We start from the raw sequence: 17,404 nt of genomic DNA, 5'->3' as shown, positions 1-17,404 counted from the left end.
CTATTTCCCGCAGGAGTCGAGTGTCTTCCGCTCCATTTCACTATTCTTTTCGTATAAGGGTTCAAATCACATAAAAAACCGAATGATTAGATGCTAGAACTCCTAATCATTATCATTCGGATAAATCATTAGCTAGAATACTTATGTCCCAACCTCTTTCATCATTTTACTCATCTAATTCCTCTAGTCGTTTGATTATTCGTTGACTATGTTTATCCTCGGGATTTGTCTTGTACGCTTTAAATGCCTCAGTAAATTTCTTATCTAATAATAGTTGATCGGCTTTAGTTAGTGTTCTTGTTTTTAAGTAAAAAAAGGGAAGATGACCGATCGTATCATTACCTAAGCGGTAGCCGTTGCTTCTCGTCAGTAATTCATCATTTTCATCGAAAGCGTCAACAGACCAAGAAAAGCGGTTGTTTGGGTTGGTGAAAGCGAGTAATGTAATAGGATCCACAGAATTTGGCTCATCCCCTGACATAGAGAGTCCCACGGTATAGTCATATAAGTCCTCCACTGGCACATCTATTTCGTTTGTTGCAATATGTGAGCGAAAGGGGCTAAAATCGAACCAGAATTTAATTTCATCTCCTCTTCTAGGAGCGGCAGCGATGAAGATCAATGGTTTCAACTCAAGCTAATCTACCTTCTGAGAAGCGATCACAAGCGTATCTTAAACCATATTTTTCTACCAGCTGGTAATCCTTCATTAGCCAAAAAAGCAGTCTTTAGTAGATAATCACCATAGGGCATCCATCACTTCTAAATACGCCTTTTTATTCTGTTTTTAACGTTCTACAAGATGCAAGAATACGGCCCCTCCTCTCAAGATAGAATCGAGTTTAATACATAGATACTAAGAGATTTGGAAAGGTTGCGAAAAGAAGAAAATTTTTTCAGGTAACAACTAGGACCATCAATAAGTCTGCAGCCTTTATGGTAAACTAGGGAAAGAAAAAAGCACGGAAGGAAGGCCAAGTATGAACATCACAATCGTATCCGTTGGCAAACTAAAAGAAAAATACTTAAAACAAGGTATCGACGAATATAAAAAACGCTTAAGTGCCTACGCCAAACTAACCCTAATCGAAGTACCAGACGAAAAAGCCCCAGAATCCATGAGCGCTGCCGAAATGGAAGAAGTCAAACGCAAAGAAGGCGACCGCATACTCGCCCACATCGCCCCAGACACCTTCGTCATCACCCTAGAAATCCAAGGCAACATGCTCACCTCCGAACAACTCGCAAAGAAACTAGACGAGCTCGCCACTTATGGTAAGAGTAAGATTGCTTTTGTTATTGGGGGATCTCTTGGGACTAGCAAGGAAGTGGAGAGTCGGAGTGATTTGGCGTTGAGTTTTTCGAAAATGACGTTTCCGCATCAGTTGATGAGGTTGTTGTTGTTGGAGCAGATTTATCGGGGGTTTCGGATTAATCGGGGGGAACCGTATCATAAGTAAATGTGAGTATAAAAAGGAGCTATCTAAATCGTTGTTATAGCAACGTTCTAGGTAGCCTTTTATTTTATAGAAGAGAGCTTTTTTCCAATCATGATATTTCACCATTCTAATATTAAGCCACTCTCAAAACTAATGATAAACATAGGAACCATATAGTATTTATGAGAGCCTATTATCGTGGAAATAATTGAAAGTCCAATAAAAGAGCATAGTAAACAACAATTTTTTTAATCTAGAAGTGAAGTATTGTTTGTTATTATTTATCTAAAACCTCCTAAGTTGTACCTAATATTTGAGAAAATAAAATTCATTTCACAAAATCATAGAAGGCACAGAACCGTATCATAAGTATGACCTGATAAAAATGAAGGGACCATAATTTAGTTTCCTTTGTTTTCTAGTTTTTCAATAAGCTTTTGTAATTTTTCTTTTGCATGGTTTTTTAGTAAAAAGAAAAGTCTGTGATTGTTTCTCTAAATGAAACAAAGAAAATCTAATTCTGTATATCAAAGATCACCATTTAGTGGGAAAGGATTACGTGAATTGTATATTACAGTACTATCTAACTAATTTCGTAGTTTATAATAAATTAGAAGTAGAATGTATTTCAGGTTAATAAACATCAACTAATTTCGAAGCTAAACATAATATTATTCATTTATTCGGAGGTATTAAAATGGCGAAAGTTTTTTATGATAAAGTTGGCGATCGAGAGAAGGTGTATGCCGCTGCCGATATGTGGCGAGAGAAATGCGTTATTAATGATGGGTCATTATTATTTGATGACACATCTGTTTGGACGCTTGAAAATTTACAAGTACTGAAAAAGCGCTTTAATGATAATCCGCAATATGAAAATAAAACTACATTTGATAAAAAATTTGAGTTACAGCTAAAAGGGTCAACTGATGCAATTTATCAATTAGCGATGGAAGTAATTTATGTTTATTATTTATTTCCATATTATAAAACGATTAGCTACAAAACCAAGTTGAGTAAATTAAAGGACATTGCGAGCTGGAACAATATTTATTATGTAGATAAACATCCATTGTTAAACGCGCTTGAACTTGGGATTGGTGCAACCGGTACATACTATAACACAGCGAAGTTTGAAGAGCTTTCGTTCGTTATCCAATTTTCTATTAATATGAAACAGCGTACAAATGACGAACGACGAGCAATTATTCAAGACCCATGGAAGCTCAAAGAGATGATTGTGCAAACAAAAGAAATAATTGGGAAAAATGTACAGATGCAGCATATTTTTGCGCATTTATTAGCACCGGATTATTTTGAATGTATGGCTAGTTCAGGACATAAAAAAATGATAGTCGAAGCATTTAAAAACCGCATTCCATCTACACAGGAAAGAGATATTGATAAAAGGTTATATGAAATTCGCCAAGTGTTAGAAAAGGAAGAAAAAGGAGTTGTGAATTTTTATCACAATCCAGACTTGCTAGAAACATGGAACCCCACGTCTTCAAAAACAGTCGTAGAACCAACTCCGCCAGTAAAAGAACCATCGGCAGGTTATTCAATCAGTAAACCAATTGAAATTATGAGCTTAGGAAATTTAGTTTTTGAAAATGAAGATATTCTACAAAGTCAAATTCAAACCGCGTTAAATAGTGGAAAACATATTATTTTCACTGGACCTCCTGGCACTGGGAAATCAAAGCTTGCAAGTGATATATGTAAGCAGATAGGGGTAGCAAGCAAGCTTGTTACAGCTACATCAAACTGGACAACATACGACACAATTGGCGGGTACAAACCAACACAGGAGGGACAACTGTTTTTCGATCCGGGTTTATTTTTACAATGCTTTAAAAATAAAAATGATGAAAACGTCAATGAATGGTTAATTATTGATGAGATTAATCGAGCAGATATTGATAAAGCATTTGGTCCGTTATTCTCTGTATTAACAGGAGATGAAACGGTACTACCGTATAAAACACAAGACGGCTCTCAAATTGTATTGAAGCATCAAAATAAAGTGGTCAAGGATGTTCAGCCATCTGATTACATCGTTCCTAAAAATTGGCGTATTATTGGCACAATGAATACAATTGATAAATCATCATTGTTTGAAATGAGCTATGCATTTATGCGGAGATTTGCCTTTATTCCCGTGTCCGTACCGAAAATAATTACTGAATCGTTAATTAGTAGATATTTAGATGCGTGGTCTATCCAAGGCTACCAATATACGGATGAGTTAAGAAGATTATGGGAAATACTGAACCAATACCGAAAACTCGGTCCAGCTATTGTGTATGATATTGCGAAATACACGATTGAAAGCGACGGCGATTTTACATCCGCAATCATTTTATATGTATTACCTCAATTTGAAGGGGTAAGCGACTATAAAATTCAAACATTTATTCGTCAGCTCAATGAACAGATAGGGGATGTTGTCGCTATTAGTTTAATTAGCGATTTTATTGAAGATTTCTTTCAAATTGGTGTTGTAGATGAAGCATAGTTGGATGATTGAAGAAGTAGGAAGTTACTTATATGGCTATTTGAAGGATGGAACAGTTCAAATTGATTCTATTTTAAAACAAAATGGATCCATTGATCGACTTCAGGACTTATTAAAACTCCGACTAATGAAACATGAACGTACGATTGCTTTTATGAAGTCGCTTGGTAACGGGTTAACTTCAATTAAATCGAGCACAAAAGCAAATATTCAAGAAAGTTATTATGAAGTGCGTGGGGAAGTTAAATGGCAGGAAACGCTTCAAAAGCGCATGCAGTCAAATCCGAAAGACCGGTTTCATTTTACGATTCAAGAATCGGAACGAACGTTTAATACAGTGGAAAATGTAGTATTAAAGGAAGTACTTGGTAAGATTGATTCATATTGCTATGAAGATCGATTTTTAATGCAATTTAATTCCCGGTCATGGTATCAAGACATAATGGTTGTTCGAAAAAATGTGCGTATCGCCCTAGAACATAATATTTATGTTTCACGTATTGCAGAGCAGTCAGTAACAGATCGAATGATTGAAAAAGTAAAATTGCATCGTAAGCCAATTTATCGTGAAGCAGCATATATTTTAGAACGTATTCGAAAAATTGAAAAAGGTGATTATACTCAGCAGCAATTACTAGATGTGCTACATGAATTTTTCATTCTTCCAGCAAATGAAGACGTATTATTTGAACTATATTGGATTGTGCAAATTTTAAAGCAGCAAAGCAATGTAGTTTATTCCATTATGGACGGTGGGACAAAGGTAGCAAGCTGGGTAGATAGTGAATATGATGTTAGCTTATACCATAATAGTATTGGCTCAGGGCATGTAAATTTTATCATTCATCGTGATGAGCTTTTGAATAGCTCTAATGCTTATTTAAATCAAGAAGTGAAAGCTATTAATATTTACAACGCATTGGCAAAAAAGTTTTTTTCGGTAGAAAAGTCATCGATTTATTGGCGTGGTAGACCTGATATTTTAATTGAAAGAGTGCATCGAGGAACGAACAAGCTTTGTTCTATTATTATAGGGGAAATTAAAAATACAGAATCATTGGAATATGCATCAAAAGGCTTAAAGGAGCTAACGCAATATATGTCTTATGCAAAAAATAGTGCTAATGAGTATATAGCTGATACTGATATAGACATACAAGGAATATTATGTTTAGGTGAAATATCGCTAAATGAGTCATATATGGATAATGTACAAGTAGTTTCTTTACGAAATAAAGAAATGCTATTAAAAAATTCAATTATTTAAAATAAAACGGCACTTAGCCACATGACGCAAAACCGTGTCATAAACAATTAGTCTCCTTGTTAAAAAGCAATTCAATACCATTGGATTGAGTGTAAACAACAGCACAAATAATTATTTGTTACTTTAGAAGCTATTCACTCAATTGAATGGCTTTTTTATTATAGTATAATATATACAAATAATTGGATCGATCTGTAAACGGAGTGAAGAAATGATTGAGCAACTTATTATTGAATTATCAAAACGAATAAAATACATCAAAACCTCAAATATACATAAAATTACAAAGGTGGACAATCAAGGAATACATATAGAAACAGAATCATCCAGGGATGAATACAATAGAGGTGAAAGGCATTCTCCGTATGTAGATATTGATTTTAATTTTATATTGAATGAGTGGAAATCATTTACTAAAGAAAGAACAACCACTGTCGATAAGTTAATGACAGAAAGTGAAAAAAGTACGTTCATTCTATCTTACTTCGCCCAACTACCTTTTGTTGAATTATTGACCCAAGGTGATAAAGCAACCATCAAGTTAAAGGAATTCAAGACAGATGAGTTGCCGAATGAGCAGTATGAAAAGGTAATCACCTTCTTAGATGAAGTGAAAATTGGAAAATACGACACTGAGCAGCTCAGTAAGCAAGTCGAAGGTAATCTATATAGGGTTAAGTCAAGAGCCAGGCAGGATGCAAAATTATTAGGTTTGGTGAATGAATTTAATGAGATCAATCAAAGTCAGTTCGATGCTTATAAGGCAGCTGAAAATAAAGGTGATTTTGTAAAGAAGATCATTATGAATCAAGGGTATTTTAGAGCAGCCCTTATTTGCCTTGATTTATTAAGACATCTACCTAAAAGGGACAAAAGGCTGGCTCTTGAAGAACTTGGTATGCTAATTGTGCGGAATTCTAGGGGTGAAAACCTAATGGTAGAGTCGGTAGCTAAAGAGAGAACGCACAATTTATTAATATGGTTACAAAGTACAACTTTAATTGATAAAGAGTGGAATCCAACAGAGCCTTATTTTGACACTTTAAATAAAAAGGAGCAGATCATGTCTCAAAATATACGAGAGAAATTAATCAGGATTGCGAATCAATATTTAGCTGCAAAGAGGGAAGCTTTCGGGGGGCACCAATTGGGACCCTTTGTTCGAAGTGAGGTGACCGCGGCTATACATAACCTTCCTTTTATTGACCCTTCCGAATATGTTGTGACTGGATCGGTGGGGCAAGGGAACTGGGCGTCTGTTCCTTGGATTGCGATCATGAATCGCAAAATTACTGTTTCGACGCAGAGGGGTTATTATATTGTCTATTTGTTCAGTGAGGATATGGAAAGTATCTATCTTACATTGGCCCAGGGGATAACGGAAACTTCTAAGGATGAGATGCTGAGAATTAAAGCTGAGATGAGGGGGTCTATTCCCGCAAATAGCAAGGTTAAGATAGATGATCATATTAATCTGGGAGAGAGTAAGAAGGCAAAGGGCTATGCGCTATCTACTGCGGCATATATTCGTTATGATGTGGATCAGATGCCAGGAGAAAATGTGATTTTGGATGATTTAAGAAGCATGATCAAAATATATGAGAATTATATCTCGCTGAATGATCGTACTATTTATGATAACTCTTTAAACAATAGTGATGAGGAGATAATCAGGGAGAAAAGCTATGAGTTTTTGCCCACAAAGGATTTAATTAATCACGTCTATTCTTACATACAAAGCAAAGGGTTTTATTATCCAAAAGAGGAAGTCATCAACTTATATCTTTCTTTGAAAACCAAGCCGTTTGTGATCCTTTCCGGTATTTCTGGAACGGGGAAAACCAAGATGGTGCAATGGTTTGCCGAGAGTGTTGGTGCCAATGAGAAAAATGGCCAGTTTACATTGATTCCTGTGCGGCCTGATTGGAGCGATGGTTCGGATTTATTAGGTTATGTAGATATTAAGGGAGATTTTAAAGAAGGTCCTTTAACAAAAGCCATTAAAGCAGCACATAAGCATCCAGATCTGCCTTATTTTGTTCTTTTAGATGAAATGAATTTGGCACGGGTTGAATATTATTTCAGTGATATTCTCAGTGTCATGGAGAGTCGTCGGTTGGAGGATGGGAAGGTGGTTACATCTGCTTTATTATCGGAAGAGGTTGCGAATGAGGTGATTACACTGCCTAATAATCTATTTGTGATTGGCACAGTTAATATGGATGAAACGACACATCCGTTTAGTAAAAAGGTGTTGGACCGTGCAAATACAATCGAGTTTAATCGTGTGGAGTTGGATCATTTATCTTTTCTTCAAGACCTTGAAGAAGCTGAGCCTGTGGTGATAGGGCAGAATCAACTGGCTTCAGAGTATTTACATCTGAAGGATCTTTATAAGGAAGATACGGAAATGATCGAAAAGGCAACAGCTGAGCTCGTGAGAATTAATCAGTCTCTCCAGCTAATTAATGCCCATATAGGTTACCGGGTGAGGGATGAAATTTCTTTCTATCTTGCCTATAACAAGGAAGGAGGATTATTGACCTTTGAGGAAGCATTTGATCATTGTATCCTTCAGAAGATCCTGCCTCGTTTATCCGGAAGTGACGCTAGAATTGATCAACTCCTAAGGGAATTGTATCAACTATTCACGAATACGGCGTATCAGGACGATGAGAATGCGTCGTTCGATGTAGAGAGTGTGCTGTACCCTAGGAGCGTCAGGAAAGTGGTTGAGATGCTGAGGAGGTTACAGGCAGATGGCTTTACATCCTTCTGGGTATCATGATGATGTTGAATTAGTGAAGATCGAAACGGAGGATATGTCTCTTGTGGTGAAAGGTAAGCCGTATCACGAGCGATATGAAGGATTGAAACAATACCGGGCAATGGATCGGCATGATGTCATGCAGTTTTCTGTTCATGGAGAAAAAGTAAGTCAGGTATTGATTTATAATATTGAAACACAATTGCTTAAGGAATCCTCTCAATTACGGCCAATTTTTTTCGAGAATGGTGTGTATCAAGTCATTGTCGTGCCGAAGACAAATAGAGAATTATCTTTTTACCATGAACATCCGGGCTTAAGACAAGCCGTCGCTAAGGTAGAGATAGCCAATACATATATGTTGATGGGTAACTTACGATTCCAGAATGAAGTCGGGTTAACCACTTTTGAAATTAGGGACGGTAGTCAAAAACTGTTAGATGTGACGTTAGAAGTGTTTCCAGCAAAGCTTGATTATCGAAATGATTATAAAAAGCTTCTGGAAGAGGTGAACGATGAAATTTATAATCTCGCCTTCCATTTTATTCGCAAAACCTATTTAGGGGCTAGATTGAAACTCGAAGGCAAGCCTTCAAGAAGTGAATTTTACCGTCTCATTAGTAAGCATTTTGATCAGTTCATTCAAGCCGTTAACCAAATTGAACGGCAGCCACATCATCTTTTACATAAGACCTATGAAAAGGTAAGAGGAGATCAATTAAATAAATTAGACACGAGAAGTCGAACCTATTTGCAGAAAAGGCCGCATTTGTTTACGGAGGTTAACAAGGGCATCTCAATTCAGAACAACCATAAAACATTTATGCCTATCGAAGGTCTCCGGATGAAAAAAGAACTTACCTATGATACGTTGGAAAATCGATATGTGAAATGGATGATGCAACGGGTATCTCATAAGCTCTATGATTTACTGGAGACATTAAGACATAAAGGCATGAGATGGGAAGTCGAAGTGGATACGGACCTTTTAGACAAGTTGATTGAGATGATTAAGCAATTAGAAGCGAAGCAAAAAAGCCCCTTTTGGAAAGGCATCAAAAAACTAGATCGCTCTATTCATAGTTTAGTGCTGCAGATGGCACCAGGCTATCGAGAAGCATTTCAAATTTATTTGACAGTGTCGAAAGGGTTGATGTTACAAGGAAAGCTGTATCAAATGTCGGTGAAAGATGTAGCTACACTCTATGAATATTGGACATTTTTGAAGCTTGGGCAAATCCTTGATAAGAAGTATCTACTGATCAGTCAAGATATCATCCAGGTCAACAGGGACGGGTTGTTTGTAAACCTGCAAACGAATCGGTCGGCTATGCGAAAATACAAACACCCTTATACGAAAGAGGAGATTATTCTAACATACCAAAAGTACGAAAGCGGTTTGCCTACCATCTCTCAAAAGCCAGATACGATGCTTAGCATTGCGAAGAAAGGCAAGGATTTTACCTATAACTATGTATTCGATGCCAAATATCGTATCGATTACGCCCAAGAAGGCAGTTATTATCAAAATCGATATAAGCACCCCGGGCCACTTGAGGATGATATAAACACAATGCACCGTTATCGAGATTCGATTGTAGCCTATAATGAGGGGCCGTATGAACGAACAGCCTTTGGCGCCTACGTCCTTTTTCCGTGGTCCTTTGAAGAGTTGTACCAAAATCATCACTTCTATAAGAGCATTGATAAGGTCAATATTGGTGGCTTGCCATTTCTCCCTAATGCAACAGGCTTAGTCGAAAAATTTGTAGAGAGACTGATCGAAAAAAGCCCTGAAGAAATCCAACATGAAGGCATCTTACCAAGAGGGTCATTAGAAGAATGGCATTCCAATTTGGAAGAGAAAGTGCTTGTTGGCCTTGTGAAAGATCGAGAAGAGTATATTCAATCTAAACAGACAGGCAGCTATCGTATTCCTATCACTAAGCTTAAATCAGGCTGGCAAGAGACAAAGTATATCGCTCTTTACGTAAAAAAAGGTGTTTTAGAACAAAATGGAGTCATCTGCTATGGCAGGGCCAAAGAAATAAGACCTGAAAAAGTAGGCAGCGAAGAATACATGCAATTTGAAGTGGACCATTGGATCAACTGCAACCCAATCATTAAACCTGTAGGCTACGGTGTGGCTGTCTATATGCAGACCACATTAAATCATTTGAAAGAGTCGACAGAGCTCCCAGAACTATTTATGAGATCGAAAGAAGAAAAAACGCTCTGGAGAATGCTAAGAAGGGTCTCCGATAAAATATCTATTGAACTGGACTCAGTAGAAATCGATATAGCAACTAAGGTAGAGGAATACAGGATTAAGAATGTTTTAATCAAAATCAATAAAGACAAAAGGGAAGTGTCTCTGATAGGGAAAGATGATCAGAAAACAGTTAGTCTAGATACTTTGCAAAGGAATCCTTCTTTTGTTTTTAGGGAGTTGGTTGGTTTGTTAGGGAGGGGATCATAAACACACCAATCAAACTCTGTTTCAACATGAAATGGAAGGGAAGTGAGAAGAAGCATTCCCACTATTAGTAGGAAACTTCTTCTCTTTTTTTGCACTTCTAATGGATTGTCAGGTTTATCTCCAAAACGAAATTTTGTCAGTACTTAATCGAATGGATTCGTATCCAGCTAATTTGGCTTTACCAATTGAAAGGATCATTACGGGAGTATATCGTTCTTCATCCAATTCAAAAGTTTTTGCTAGCTGATCTGCTTCAAATCCCGCCATTGGATTTGTATCATATCCGTGCGCACGAGCTACTAACATTAATTGCATTGCAAAGAGACTACTATCGATTTTTGCAATTTCAACTTTCATTTCTTTTGATAGTGTTGGATAGATTGATAGAATGGTCTCGAGTTGGCTATTTCTCACTTCAGGCGGCATTTTCCCTTGTTCTACAGCTGTATTAAATATTTCTTCTGCATACAAATAGCTTTTTGTATCACCAAAAATTAATAACATGGCAGAAGAAGTATCATTTTGTAATGTATTGAAACGTACAAGAGGTTTAAGTTTTTCTTTTCCTTCGGGAGTATCTACAACAACTACACGCCAAGATTGCATATTTGCAGAGGATGGCGCCAAACTAGCTTCCGCAATAATCTCGCTTAACTCTTCTTGCGATATTTTAAAATCTTCATCATAATGACGAACAGAACGCCTTCCTTTGACTATATCGACGAAATCGTTATTCAGAATATGGTTGAACATAAAATCGCTCCTTTTGATAACTTTAGATTATTTTGACATTTTATATGCCATTGGTTATCATAAGCACATTATGAACTATGAACCTAAGTTTATAGCAATAAAAAAGAGGTCATATGATGAAAATAAATGAAGTTTCGAAATTAACGGATTTGCCCATATCCACATTAAGATTCTATGAACGCAAAAATCTAATTCCTGACTGTTATATTGAGCGAGATGTAAATAATTATCGCGTATATGCTGAAGAAATTGTGGAGTACCTTGAGGATGTAAAAGCACTTCTATGCGCAGATTTTTCAATAGAAGAGATAAGTATGATGGTCAATCAACAAATGAACTTATCATACGATGAAAAGAAAACAATCGTTGAACAAAAAATCAAAGAAATAGATGATATCAGGAAACAATTAACCAAATCAAAAAAGTTTTTGCAGGACATTTTGGAAGGGAAAGCAGCGTTTCAGACGAAATGTTGAGAAAATTGTTTTTTCTCAACAATTAATAGGCACCGCAAAATGGAAGACCAAGATAAACTGTTACAGTTAAAAAATACTGATGATAAATTTAGTAGATAGATTGCATTATAATTGGTATGTAATAACTAATTACCTTTAAAGATATCTGTCTTTTGTTTTTAGAAAATTGAGTTGTTTTATTATGCATAAGCGAAGAATTTGAGGAGAAAGGCTAGTTGGTGATGACGAATCACTGCAAACATTATAAATAAGAAGAGGGTCTTTTAATATAATACTTCATCAGTTTATTTAAAGATCCCCCTTCATCTTAATAAGAATATGAGGGAGAAGGGGATAACAGTAGATGTCATCACTTATTCACAGGATACTTCTTCCCGTTCTTCACAATCTTATCCTCTATAATCTCTTTTACATCTAAGTTTAAGTCAGAACATAACATTAAGGAGTAAATTAGAACATCTGCGATTTCCTCGCGAATATTTTCTCCATTTTCTTTGAGTGCTTTTTCGCTGCTGATCCATTGGAAATCTTCTAGTAGTTCAGCTGCTTCGATAGAAATTGAGATGGCAAGGTCCTTTGGGTTGTGATATTGTCTCCAGTTCCTTTCATCTCTAAAATCGTTAATGGTGTTGATTAAGTTCCTAATATCGCTCATAAATTAATTTCCCCTTTTTAAGTCAAGTAGTCTCTGTCTTAATTTAGGATCTGTGGCGTAAATATATAATCCATGGATGCCTCGCTTCATTAGTACATTAATAGAATTTAAGATAATTTCTTCTTTAATTTCTTGATTTTTTTCAGGCAGTAAATCCGTTCGTGAAATAAATGCTCCGGTATCTTTATATTTCAAAGGATCAATGACTAATTTCCTTTGTTCGACATCGTAGCTCACCGATGGACCAAGGACAACGCCAACGTAATTTAAGTCAAATCCTTGTACAGTATAAATGGAGCCAACTTCCTTAATAGAATTTGGGTTTTCTGCCCATGTTGTACTATCTTGGGTGCTATTCCAAGGCATATTGATTCCATTTTCATCAACTATATAAGTATTACCGTCTTTTTTATGTAAATAATCAAAGGTTGAGACAATACGAGAAAGACCGAGTTCTTTGTTTTTCTTTTTAATAGCTGTTTTGAACGTACCTGGATCTTCGAAAAATTTAAGCTCGAAGGTTGAGTCATTTTCTATTGGTAACGGTAGAATCTTTTTTGCAACAAAATTGTCAATCCACTTAATTGTTTCTGGATTAGCATTCATTCTCATTTGATCTTTAAGTACTAACGTCTTAGCGTTATATTGTCTAGTGATTTCTGCTAGTAATCGATCATTCCAATAACTCTTAATCTTCAAAACTTGGTTTGGGTCAAAGATAACAATGGTGATTTTACTACGTTTTATGATTTCATCTAATTGGTTTTGGTAGCGAAAATTGTTATAAGAATCTTCCTTTGTAAGAAGCAAATGCGCTTCGTCTATTAAAACGATATCTGCTATTTCTTGCGCCCTTGTCTTTTCGTTAATAAACGGTGTCGGTTTCATCAGATTCTTTTTCTTCAAGTTGGGTAGACTGTTGGCAATGCTTTTATATGTCTTCAACATCTCAGTGTGATTCACCAGCAAATAATTGTCTGTTCCATATAATAAAGAGCTATCATCTTTGGCTAGATCCTGAATGGTATTAAACAGAGAGCTTAAAAGAACACTTTTACCAGTCCCCGCGTCACCTTCAATAGCAAAAACATGATTCCCGTTCTTCTTAATATTTTCATTACAAAATTTGAGAATTTCATTTTTAATATCGAGTTGTTGAGGGTTAAGCTCTTTATATGGAGAAAGTTTATAAATATCTTTATTCCTTAGGTTTTCAACAGTATCACTTACGATTTTTTCTTCTCTAAGCTTCTCCCAAATCATTTGGAAGAGTTCTTCATTATAGAAGGATTTCTGATAATAATTATGCATGACCCTAGAACGTGTTTGACTAACATTTTGCAATTGATAGTGGTTATCAGCAATGAAATAGTTAATTAAGTTCGACTCAATATTGTAGGTCGCAGACTGATTGAATTTTTCATGTCCAATTAATATAGAATGGCTCAAATTTTTCCGTTTTTTATCTTCTCGATGCTTTTTCAAACGTCGTGAAGCTTGAACCGTCTGTCCAATATAGGCGGACGGTCTCTTTTTCTCGTTATATAGTATATATAAAATAGGATAGTTATTTAGGTGCAGTGTCTTTACAGCATTTACATGATCACGAGTAAAACTTATCTTTTCAAATACTAATCCATTCATGTTTTTATCCTCAGTATGTCTTTTTTTATATAGTATCATATATTACAAATCAATTGTTATATATTGGGGGTACAGTATTTGTGAAGGTATGTTAGGTTAAATGATGATTAACTATATATACGACACATTAAAAAACCATGAAAATTATGGATGAAATGCCGATAATTTTGATAGATAGGTTATTCCAAATACTGGATCGTTATATCCTGCTAAAAGGGTTTAATAAGTTTTTAACAAATATTTGATAATGGGAGTGAGAAGTTGAATAAAAGGGAAGATATCATAAATGCCTGGATTACAATAGAGCAGCTTTCTGAAGGTGATATTAATAAAAAAGACAAATCGCTAAAGCTGTTACATAAAAAGGAAGATGACTGGCATTATTTTTTCTCAGCCTTTTTAATTAAACAAAAAGAACAGCAAAATGTCTCAGAAAAGCAATTTAAAAAGTCAGGATTAGTATTTTATTTTGATATTTTTAATTTTCAAGAAGTTGTTGATATTTTAAGGGAAAAATACAAGATTGCTAATACATATGAAGAGGTAAGTAACTCAGATAAATTTACTTTCTCATTATTTTTTGATAATCAATTAAATTTCATAGCAGACAAATTGTTTTTTACTATGAGTGGCTATATTCATCAGCATGGTGTTTTGCCTGAAGATATTTTAAAAGTTGAAACCTCATTTAGAGAAAACTTGGTTAGGAAATTTCACGAAGATTTTAATGTCGCGATTTCCGAACTTTTACAAAAGTATCATGTATCCGAAGAGAACTTCCGCTATGCATTTGTGAAAAACTTAGATAATGGAGATGTCAATTTACATTCATTCTTTATTGAAGATCTAACCAAAGCAAAGACAATAACTAATGAAAACTTGAATCGATTTTTTAATGGTTTTTCTGGATATAGGAAAAATTTAGACGGGAATAAAAAATCAATTCACTTTAACTCAAATATTTTTGAGACAATCTTACAACCTAAATTTTATCCATTAGGGCGTTTCCCCAGTAATCCTGATTTTTCGCTTTCATTTATGCAACAAGTTGCTGTAAACCTTGCTTTAAATGATAAAAATGATATTCGAAGTGTTAATGGGCCACCAGGGACAGGGAAAACTACGCTCTTAAAAGACATATTTGCTGATTTAGTAGTACAACAGGCAGCGGAAATTATCAAGTTTCCTGATAAAACTATTCAAGGAAATCTAGTTTATTGGAAAAATGCAAGACTTGGAACATTACCCCAATCGATTTCAGATAAAAACATGATTGTTGCAAGTTCAAACAATGGGGCAGTCCAAAATATTGTGATGGAGTTACCAAAGAAAGAGGAAATTGATATTGCATTTCAAAAACAACTAGAGGAAGCGAATTATTTCAAAGATGTCTCTAATTCTAAATTGGACGGTAAAGGTTTCGGGAAGAATCGCGAAATTGAAAGTGAACTTTTAAATGATGAAAATTGGGGTGCATTTTCATTAGAAGGTGGTACGTCAAAAAATATTAATAAGTTACTTTTAAATATTGAAGTAATTGAAAAAGATCTGGAAGAAAATTATCAAGCAAATACAAGTGTAAGTGTATATCAAGAGTTCTTACAAAAATATGAAAAGATAAAAATTGTAAGAGAGAAAATACAAGAGTATAGTGAGAAAATATATTCTCTCAAAAAATTAAAAAATAAACATAAAGAGCAATCCATCGCTTTTGAACAGGAGAAACAAAAAAGAGAATCGATTTTGGAATCACAAGATAAAGAAGCTAGGCTTGAACTAGAAAGAAATAACCATGAAAGTGTAAATCTGCAAAAAGATTTATCGGATATTGTCATTGAACTTGATAACATTGCTAATATGTATACTCAAGCAGAACGGAATTATGATGTTGTTATTTCACAAAAGCCAAGTTTTTTATGGGTTCAAAAGATATTTAAAAAGTCAAAAGTTGAACAATATTCAAGAGAACTCAATAATGCGAATGATCTTTTAAATGATCTTTCTCAACAGAAAACAAAAATTTTGAACGATCGCAAACTACTAGAAAATAGGAAAAAGGATAATGAGATAAAAGCTGAGAAGATTGAAAGAAAAATTCGGATCATTCAAGATGACTTCAAAAAATGGATGACTACTCAACAAAATAATATTAAAAAAATCGAAAATGAAATTAAGCTATTGGAAGAACTTAAGTTTCAAAGTGGAATAAGTGAACTGGATTTTTCACTCCCGTATGATGAACTACAAAAGTCTAATCCGTGGTTTACAAGGCAATTTCGAGTTTTACAATCAGAATTATTTATTTCTGCCTTGAAAGTTAGAAAGCAATTCTTGTATGAAAACAGAAAAAACTTAAAAGCTGCTAGGATTATTTGGAATAAGCAGTCTGAATACATAGGGAAACAGAATGGGTATCAGTTAATTTCAGAATCATGGCAATGGTTGAATTTCGCTATCCCTGTTGTTAGTACTACATTTGCTAGTTTTGGAAGAATGTTTAAAAATATGAATGAAAACTCAATTGGTAATTTATTTATCGATGAAGCTGGTCAAGCTTTACCACAAGCGAGTGTTGGTGCAATATTAAGAAGTAAAAAAATTATGGTTGTTGGGGATCCGTCACAGATAAAACCAGTAGTGAGTTTAGATTCAAATGTATTGACCTTGATTGGAAGACATTACAAAGTTGACGAGAAATTTGTTGCTGCTGATGTTTCTACTCAAACTATTGTGGATGACACAAGTCAGTATGGATTCAAAAAAAATGATGATGAATGGATAGGCATACCACTTTGGGTACACAGGCGTTCAAACTATCCAATGTTTACGATTTCAAATGAAATATCTTATGATGGGTTAATGGTACAAGGGAAACCTGAAGAAAAGTCAAATGGTAAATCAAAGTGGTATCACTCAACTGGGAAAGCAAATGATAAATTTGTTAAAGAACAAGCTGATTTATTGAAAAATTTAATTATAGAAGGTTTGCAAGAAAGTCCAGCATTAGCAGACGATATCTATGTTATAACTCCTTTTAGAAATGTGGCATATAAACTTGCACGTGTATTAGATGAGATTAACTTCACGAAACGGGAAAATGGAAAAATAGCCAATATCGGGACTGTTCATACTTTTCAAGGTAAAGAAGCAAAAATTGTCTATTTTGTTCTTGGAGCTGACTCAAATAGCAGTGGGGCAGCAAGGTGGGCTGTTTCTGATCCAAATATGATGAATGTTGCAGCTACACGAGCAAAAGAGGAATTTTATATTATTGGAGATAAAAAATTATATGCATCCCTTGGTAGTGAAGTGGCAAATAAAACAATTTCTATTATTGATGATTATAATGAAACTAGAACAAAAGTTTTTTGACCAGAGAAAAAACCGAATTCTTAATCGAGAATCT

11 protein-coding genes are annotated in these 17,404 nt (G+C 35.0%); 7 read left to right on the top strand and 4 right to left on the bottom strand.

The features are described from left to right. Window positions 1–166: 166 nt before the first annotated feature. Window positions 167–631, bottom strand: coding sequence for a hypothetical protein (locus tag MKX78_RS23510; protein ID WP_341052656.1), 465 nt, complete (start codon window positions 629–631; stop codon window positions 167–169). Window positions 632–980: 349 nt separating this feature from the next. Here MKX78_RS23510 and rlmH point away from each other — a divergent pair, with 349 nt between their 5' ends. From rlmH to MKX78_RS23485, 5 genes are all read left to right on the top strand, one after another. Beyond that, on the top strand, window positions 981–1,460 hold the full coding sequence (rlmH, locus tag MKX78_RS23505; RefSeq protein WP_341052654.1) for a 23S rRNA (pseudouridine(1915)-N(3))-methyltransferase RlmH: 480 nt from the start codon (window positions 981–983) through the stop codon (window positions 1,458–1,460). A gap of 676 nt (window positions 1,461–2,136) precedes the next feature. Beyond that, entirely contained in the window at window positions 2,137–3,957 is a 1,821-nt protein-coding gene (locus MKX78_RS23500) for a MoxR family ATPase (RefSeq protein ID WP_341052651.1), read from the top strand. Continuing rightward, complete coding sequence (locus MKX78_RS23495; protein WP_341052648.1) at window positions 3,947–5,224, top strand: hypothetical protein; 1,278 nt, start codon at window positions 3,947–3,949, stop codon at window positions 5,222–5,224. The genes MKX78_RS23500 and MKX78_RS23495 overlap by 11 nt, the downstream gene beginning before the upstream one ends. 211 nt (window positions 5,225–5,435) lie before the next feature. Beyond that, window positions 5,436–8,012 (top strand): MrcB family domain-containing protein, encoded by a 2,577-nt coding sequence (locus MKX78_RS23490; RefSeq protein WP_341052646.1) that lies wholly within the window; start codon window positions 5,436–5,438, stop codon window positions 8,010–8,012. Beyond that, complete coding sequence (locus MKX78_RS23485; protein WP_341052644.1) at window positions 7,984–10,470, top strand: restriction endonuclease-like protein; 2,487 nt, start codon at window positions 7,984–7,986, stop codon at window positions 10,468–10,470. Before MKX78_RS23490 ends, MKX78_RS23485 begins: the two co-directional genes overlap by 29 nt. A gap of 114 nt (window positions 10,471–10,584) precedes the next feature. Here the strand turns inward: MKX78_RS23485 and MKX78_RS23480 are convergent, their stop codons facing one another. Then, window positions 10,585–11,223 (bottom strand): nitroreductase family protein, encoded by a 639-nt coding sequence (locus tag MKX78_RS23480; RefSeq protein WP_341052642.1) that lies wholly within the window; start codon window positions 11,221–11,223, stop codon window positions 10,585–10,587. Window positions 11,224–11,339: 116 nt separating this feature from the next. Between MKX78_RS23480 and MKX78_RS23475 the strand changes: the two genes are divergently transcribed. Continuing rightward, on the top strand, window positions 11,340–11,699 hold the full coding sequence (locus MKX78_RS23475; protein WP_095371373.1) for a MerR family transcriptional regulator: 360 nt from the start codon (window positions 11,340–11,342) through the stop codon (window positions 11,697–11,699). A gap of 349 nt (window positions 11,700–12,048) precedes the next feature. Here MKX78_RS23475 and MKX78_RS23470 read toward each other — a convergent pair whose 3' ends face one another. Next, on the bottom strand, window positions 12,049–12,354 hold the full coding sequence (locus MKX78_RS23470) for a nucleotide pyrophosphohydrolase (protein ID WP_322909903.1): 306 nt from the start codon (window positions 12,352–12,354) through the stop codon (window positions 12,049–12,051). A gap of 3 nt (window positions 12,355–12,357) precedes the next feature. Further along, a complete protein-coding gene (locus MKX78_RS23465) occupies window positions 12,358–13,998 on the bottom strand; it encodes a DUF2075 domain-containing protein (RefSeq protein ID WP_322909902.1) in 1,641 nt (546 codons plus the stop codon). A gap of 261 nt (window positions 13,999–14,259) precedes the next feature. Between MKX78_RS23465 and MKX78_RS23460 the strand changes: the two genes are divergently transcribed. Continuing rightward, window positions 14,260–17,370, top strand: coding sequence for a DEAD/DEAH box helicase (locus MKX78_RS23460; protein ID WP_322909901.1), 3,111 nt, complete (start codon window positions 14,260–14,262; stop codon window positions 17,368–17,370). The last annotated feature ends 34 nt before the right edge of the window (window positions 17,371–17,404 follow it).

It is taken from the genome of Cytobacillus sp. FSL R5-0569, from assembly GCF_038007265.1.
Classification (GTDB): domain Bacteria; phylum Bacillota; class Bacilli; order Bacillales; family Cytobacillaceae; genus Cytobacillus; species Cytobacillus kochii.
This window is presented reverse-complemented; position numbering and strand designations above follow the sequence as displayed.

What these genes read in the sequence shown, in the direction of transcription:
- MKX78_RS23465 (WP_322909902.1), bottom strand. Translation starts at nt 13,998, where the DNA reads ATGAATGGATTAGTATTTGAAAAGATAAGTTTTACTCGTGATCATGTA.
- MKX78_RS23480 (WP_341052642.1), bottom strand. Translation starts at nt 11,223, where the DNA reads ATGTTCAACCATATTCTGAATAACGATTTCGTCGATATAGTCAAAGGA.
- MKX78_RS23500 (WP_341052651.1), top strand. Translation starts at nt 2,137, where the DNA reads ATGGCGAAAGTTTTTTATGATAAAGTTGGCGATCGAGAGAAGGTGTAT.
- rlmH (WP_341052654.1), top strand. Translation starts at nt 981, where the DNA reads ATGAACATCACAATCGTATCCGTTGGCAAACTAAAAGAAAAATACTTA.
- MKX78_RS23490 (WP_341052646.1), top strand. Translation starts at nt 5,436, where the DNA reads ATGATTGAGCAACTTATTATTGAATTATCAAAACGAATAAAATACATC.
- MKX78_RS23485 (WP_341052644.1), top strand. Translation starts at nt 7,984, where the DNA reads ATGGCTTTACATCCTTCTGGGTATCATGATGATGTTGAATTAGTGAAG.
- MKX78_RS23470 (WP_322909903.1), bottom strand. Translation starts at nt 12,354, where the DNA reads ATGAGCGATATTAGGAACTTAATCAACACCATTAACGATTTTAGAGAT.
- MKX78_RS23495 (WP_341052648.1), top strand. Translation starts at nt 3,947, where the DNA reads ATGAAGCATAGTTGGATGATTGAAGAAGTAGGAAGTTACTTATATGGC.
- MKX78_RS23475 (WP_095371373.1), top strand. Translation starts at nt 11,340, where the DNA reads ATGAAAATAAATGAAGTTTCGAAATTAACGGATTTGCCCATATCCACA.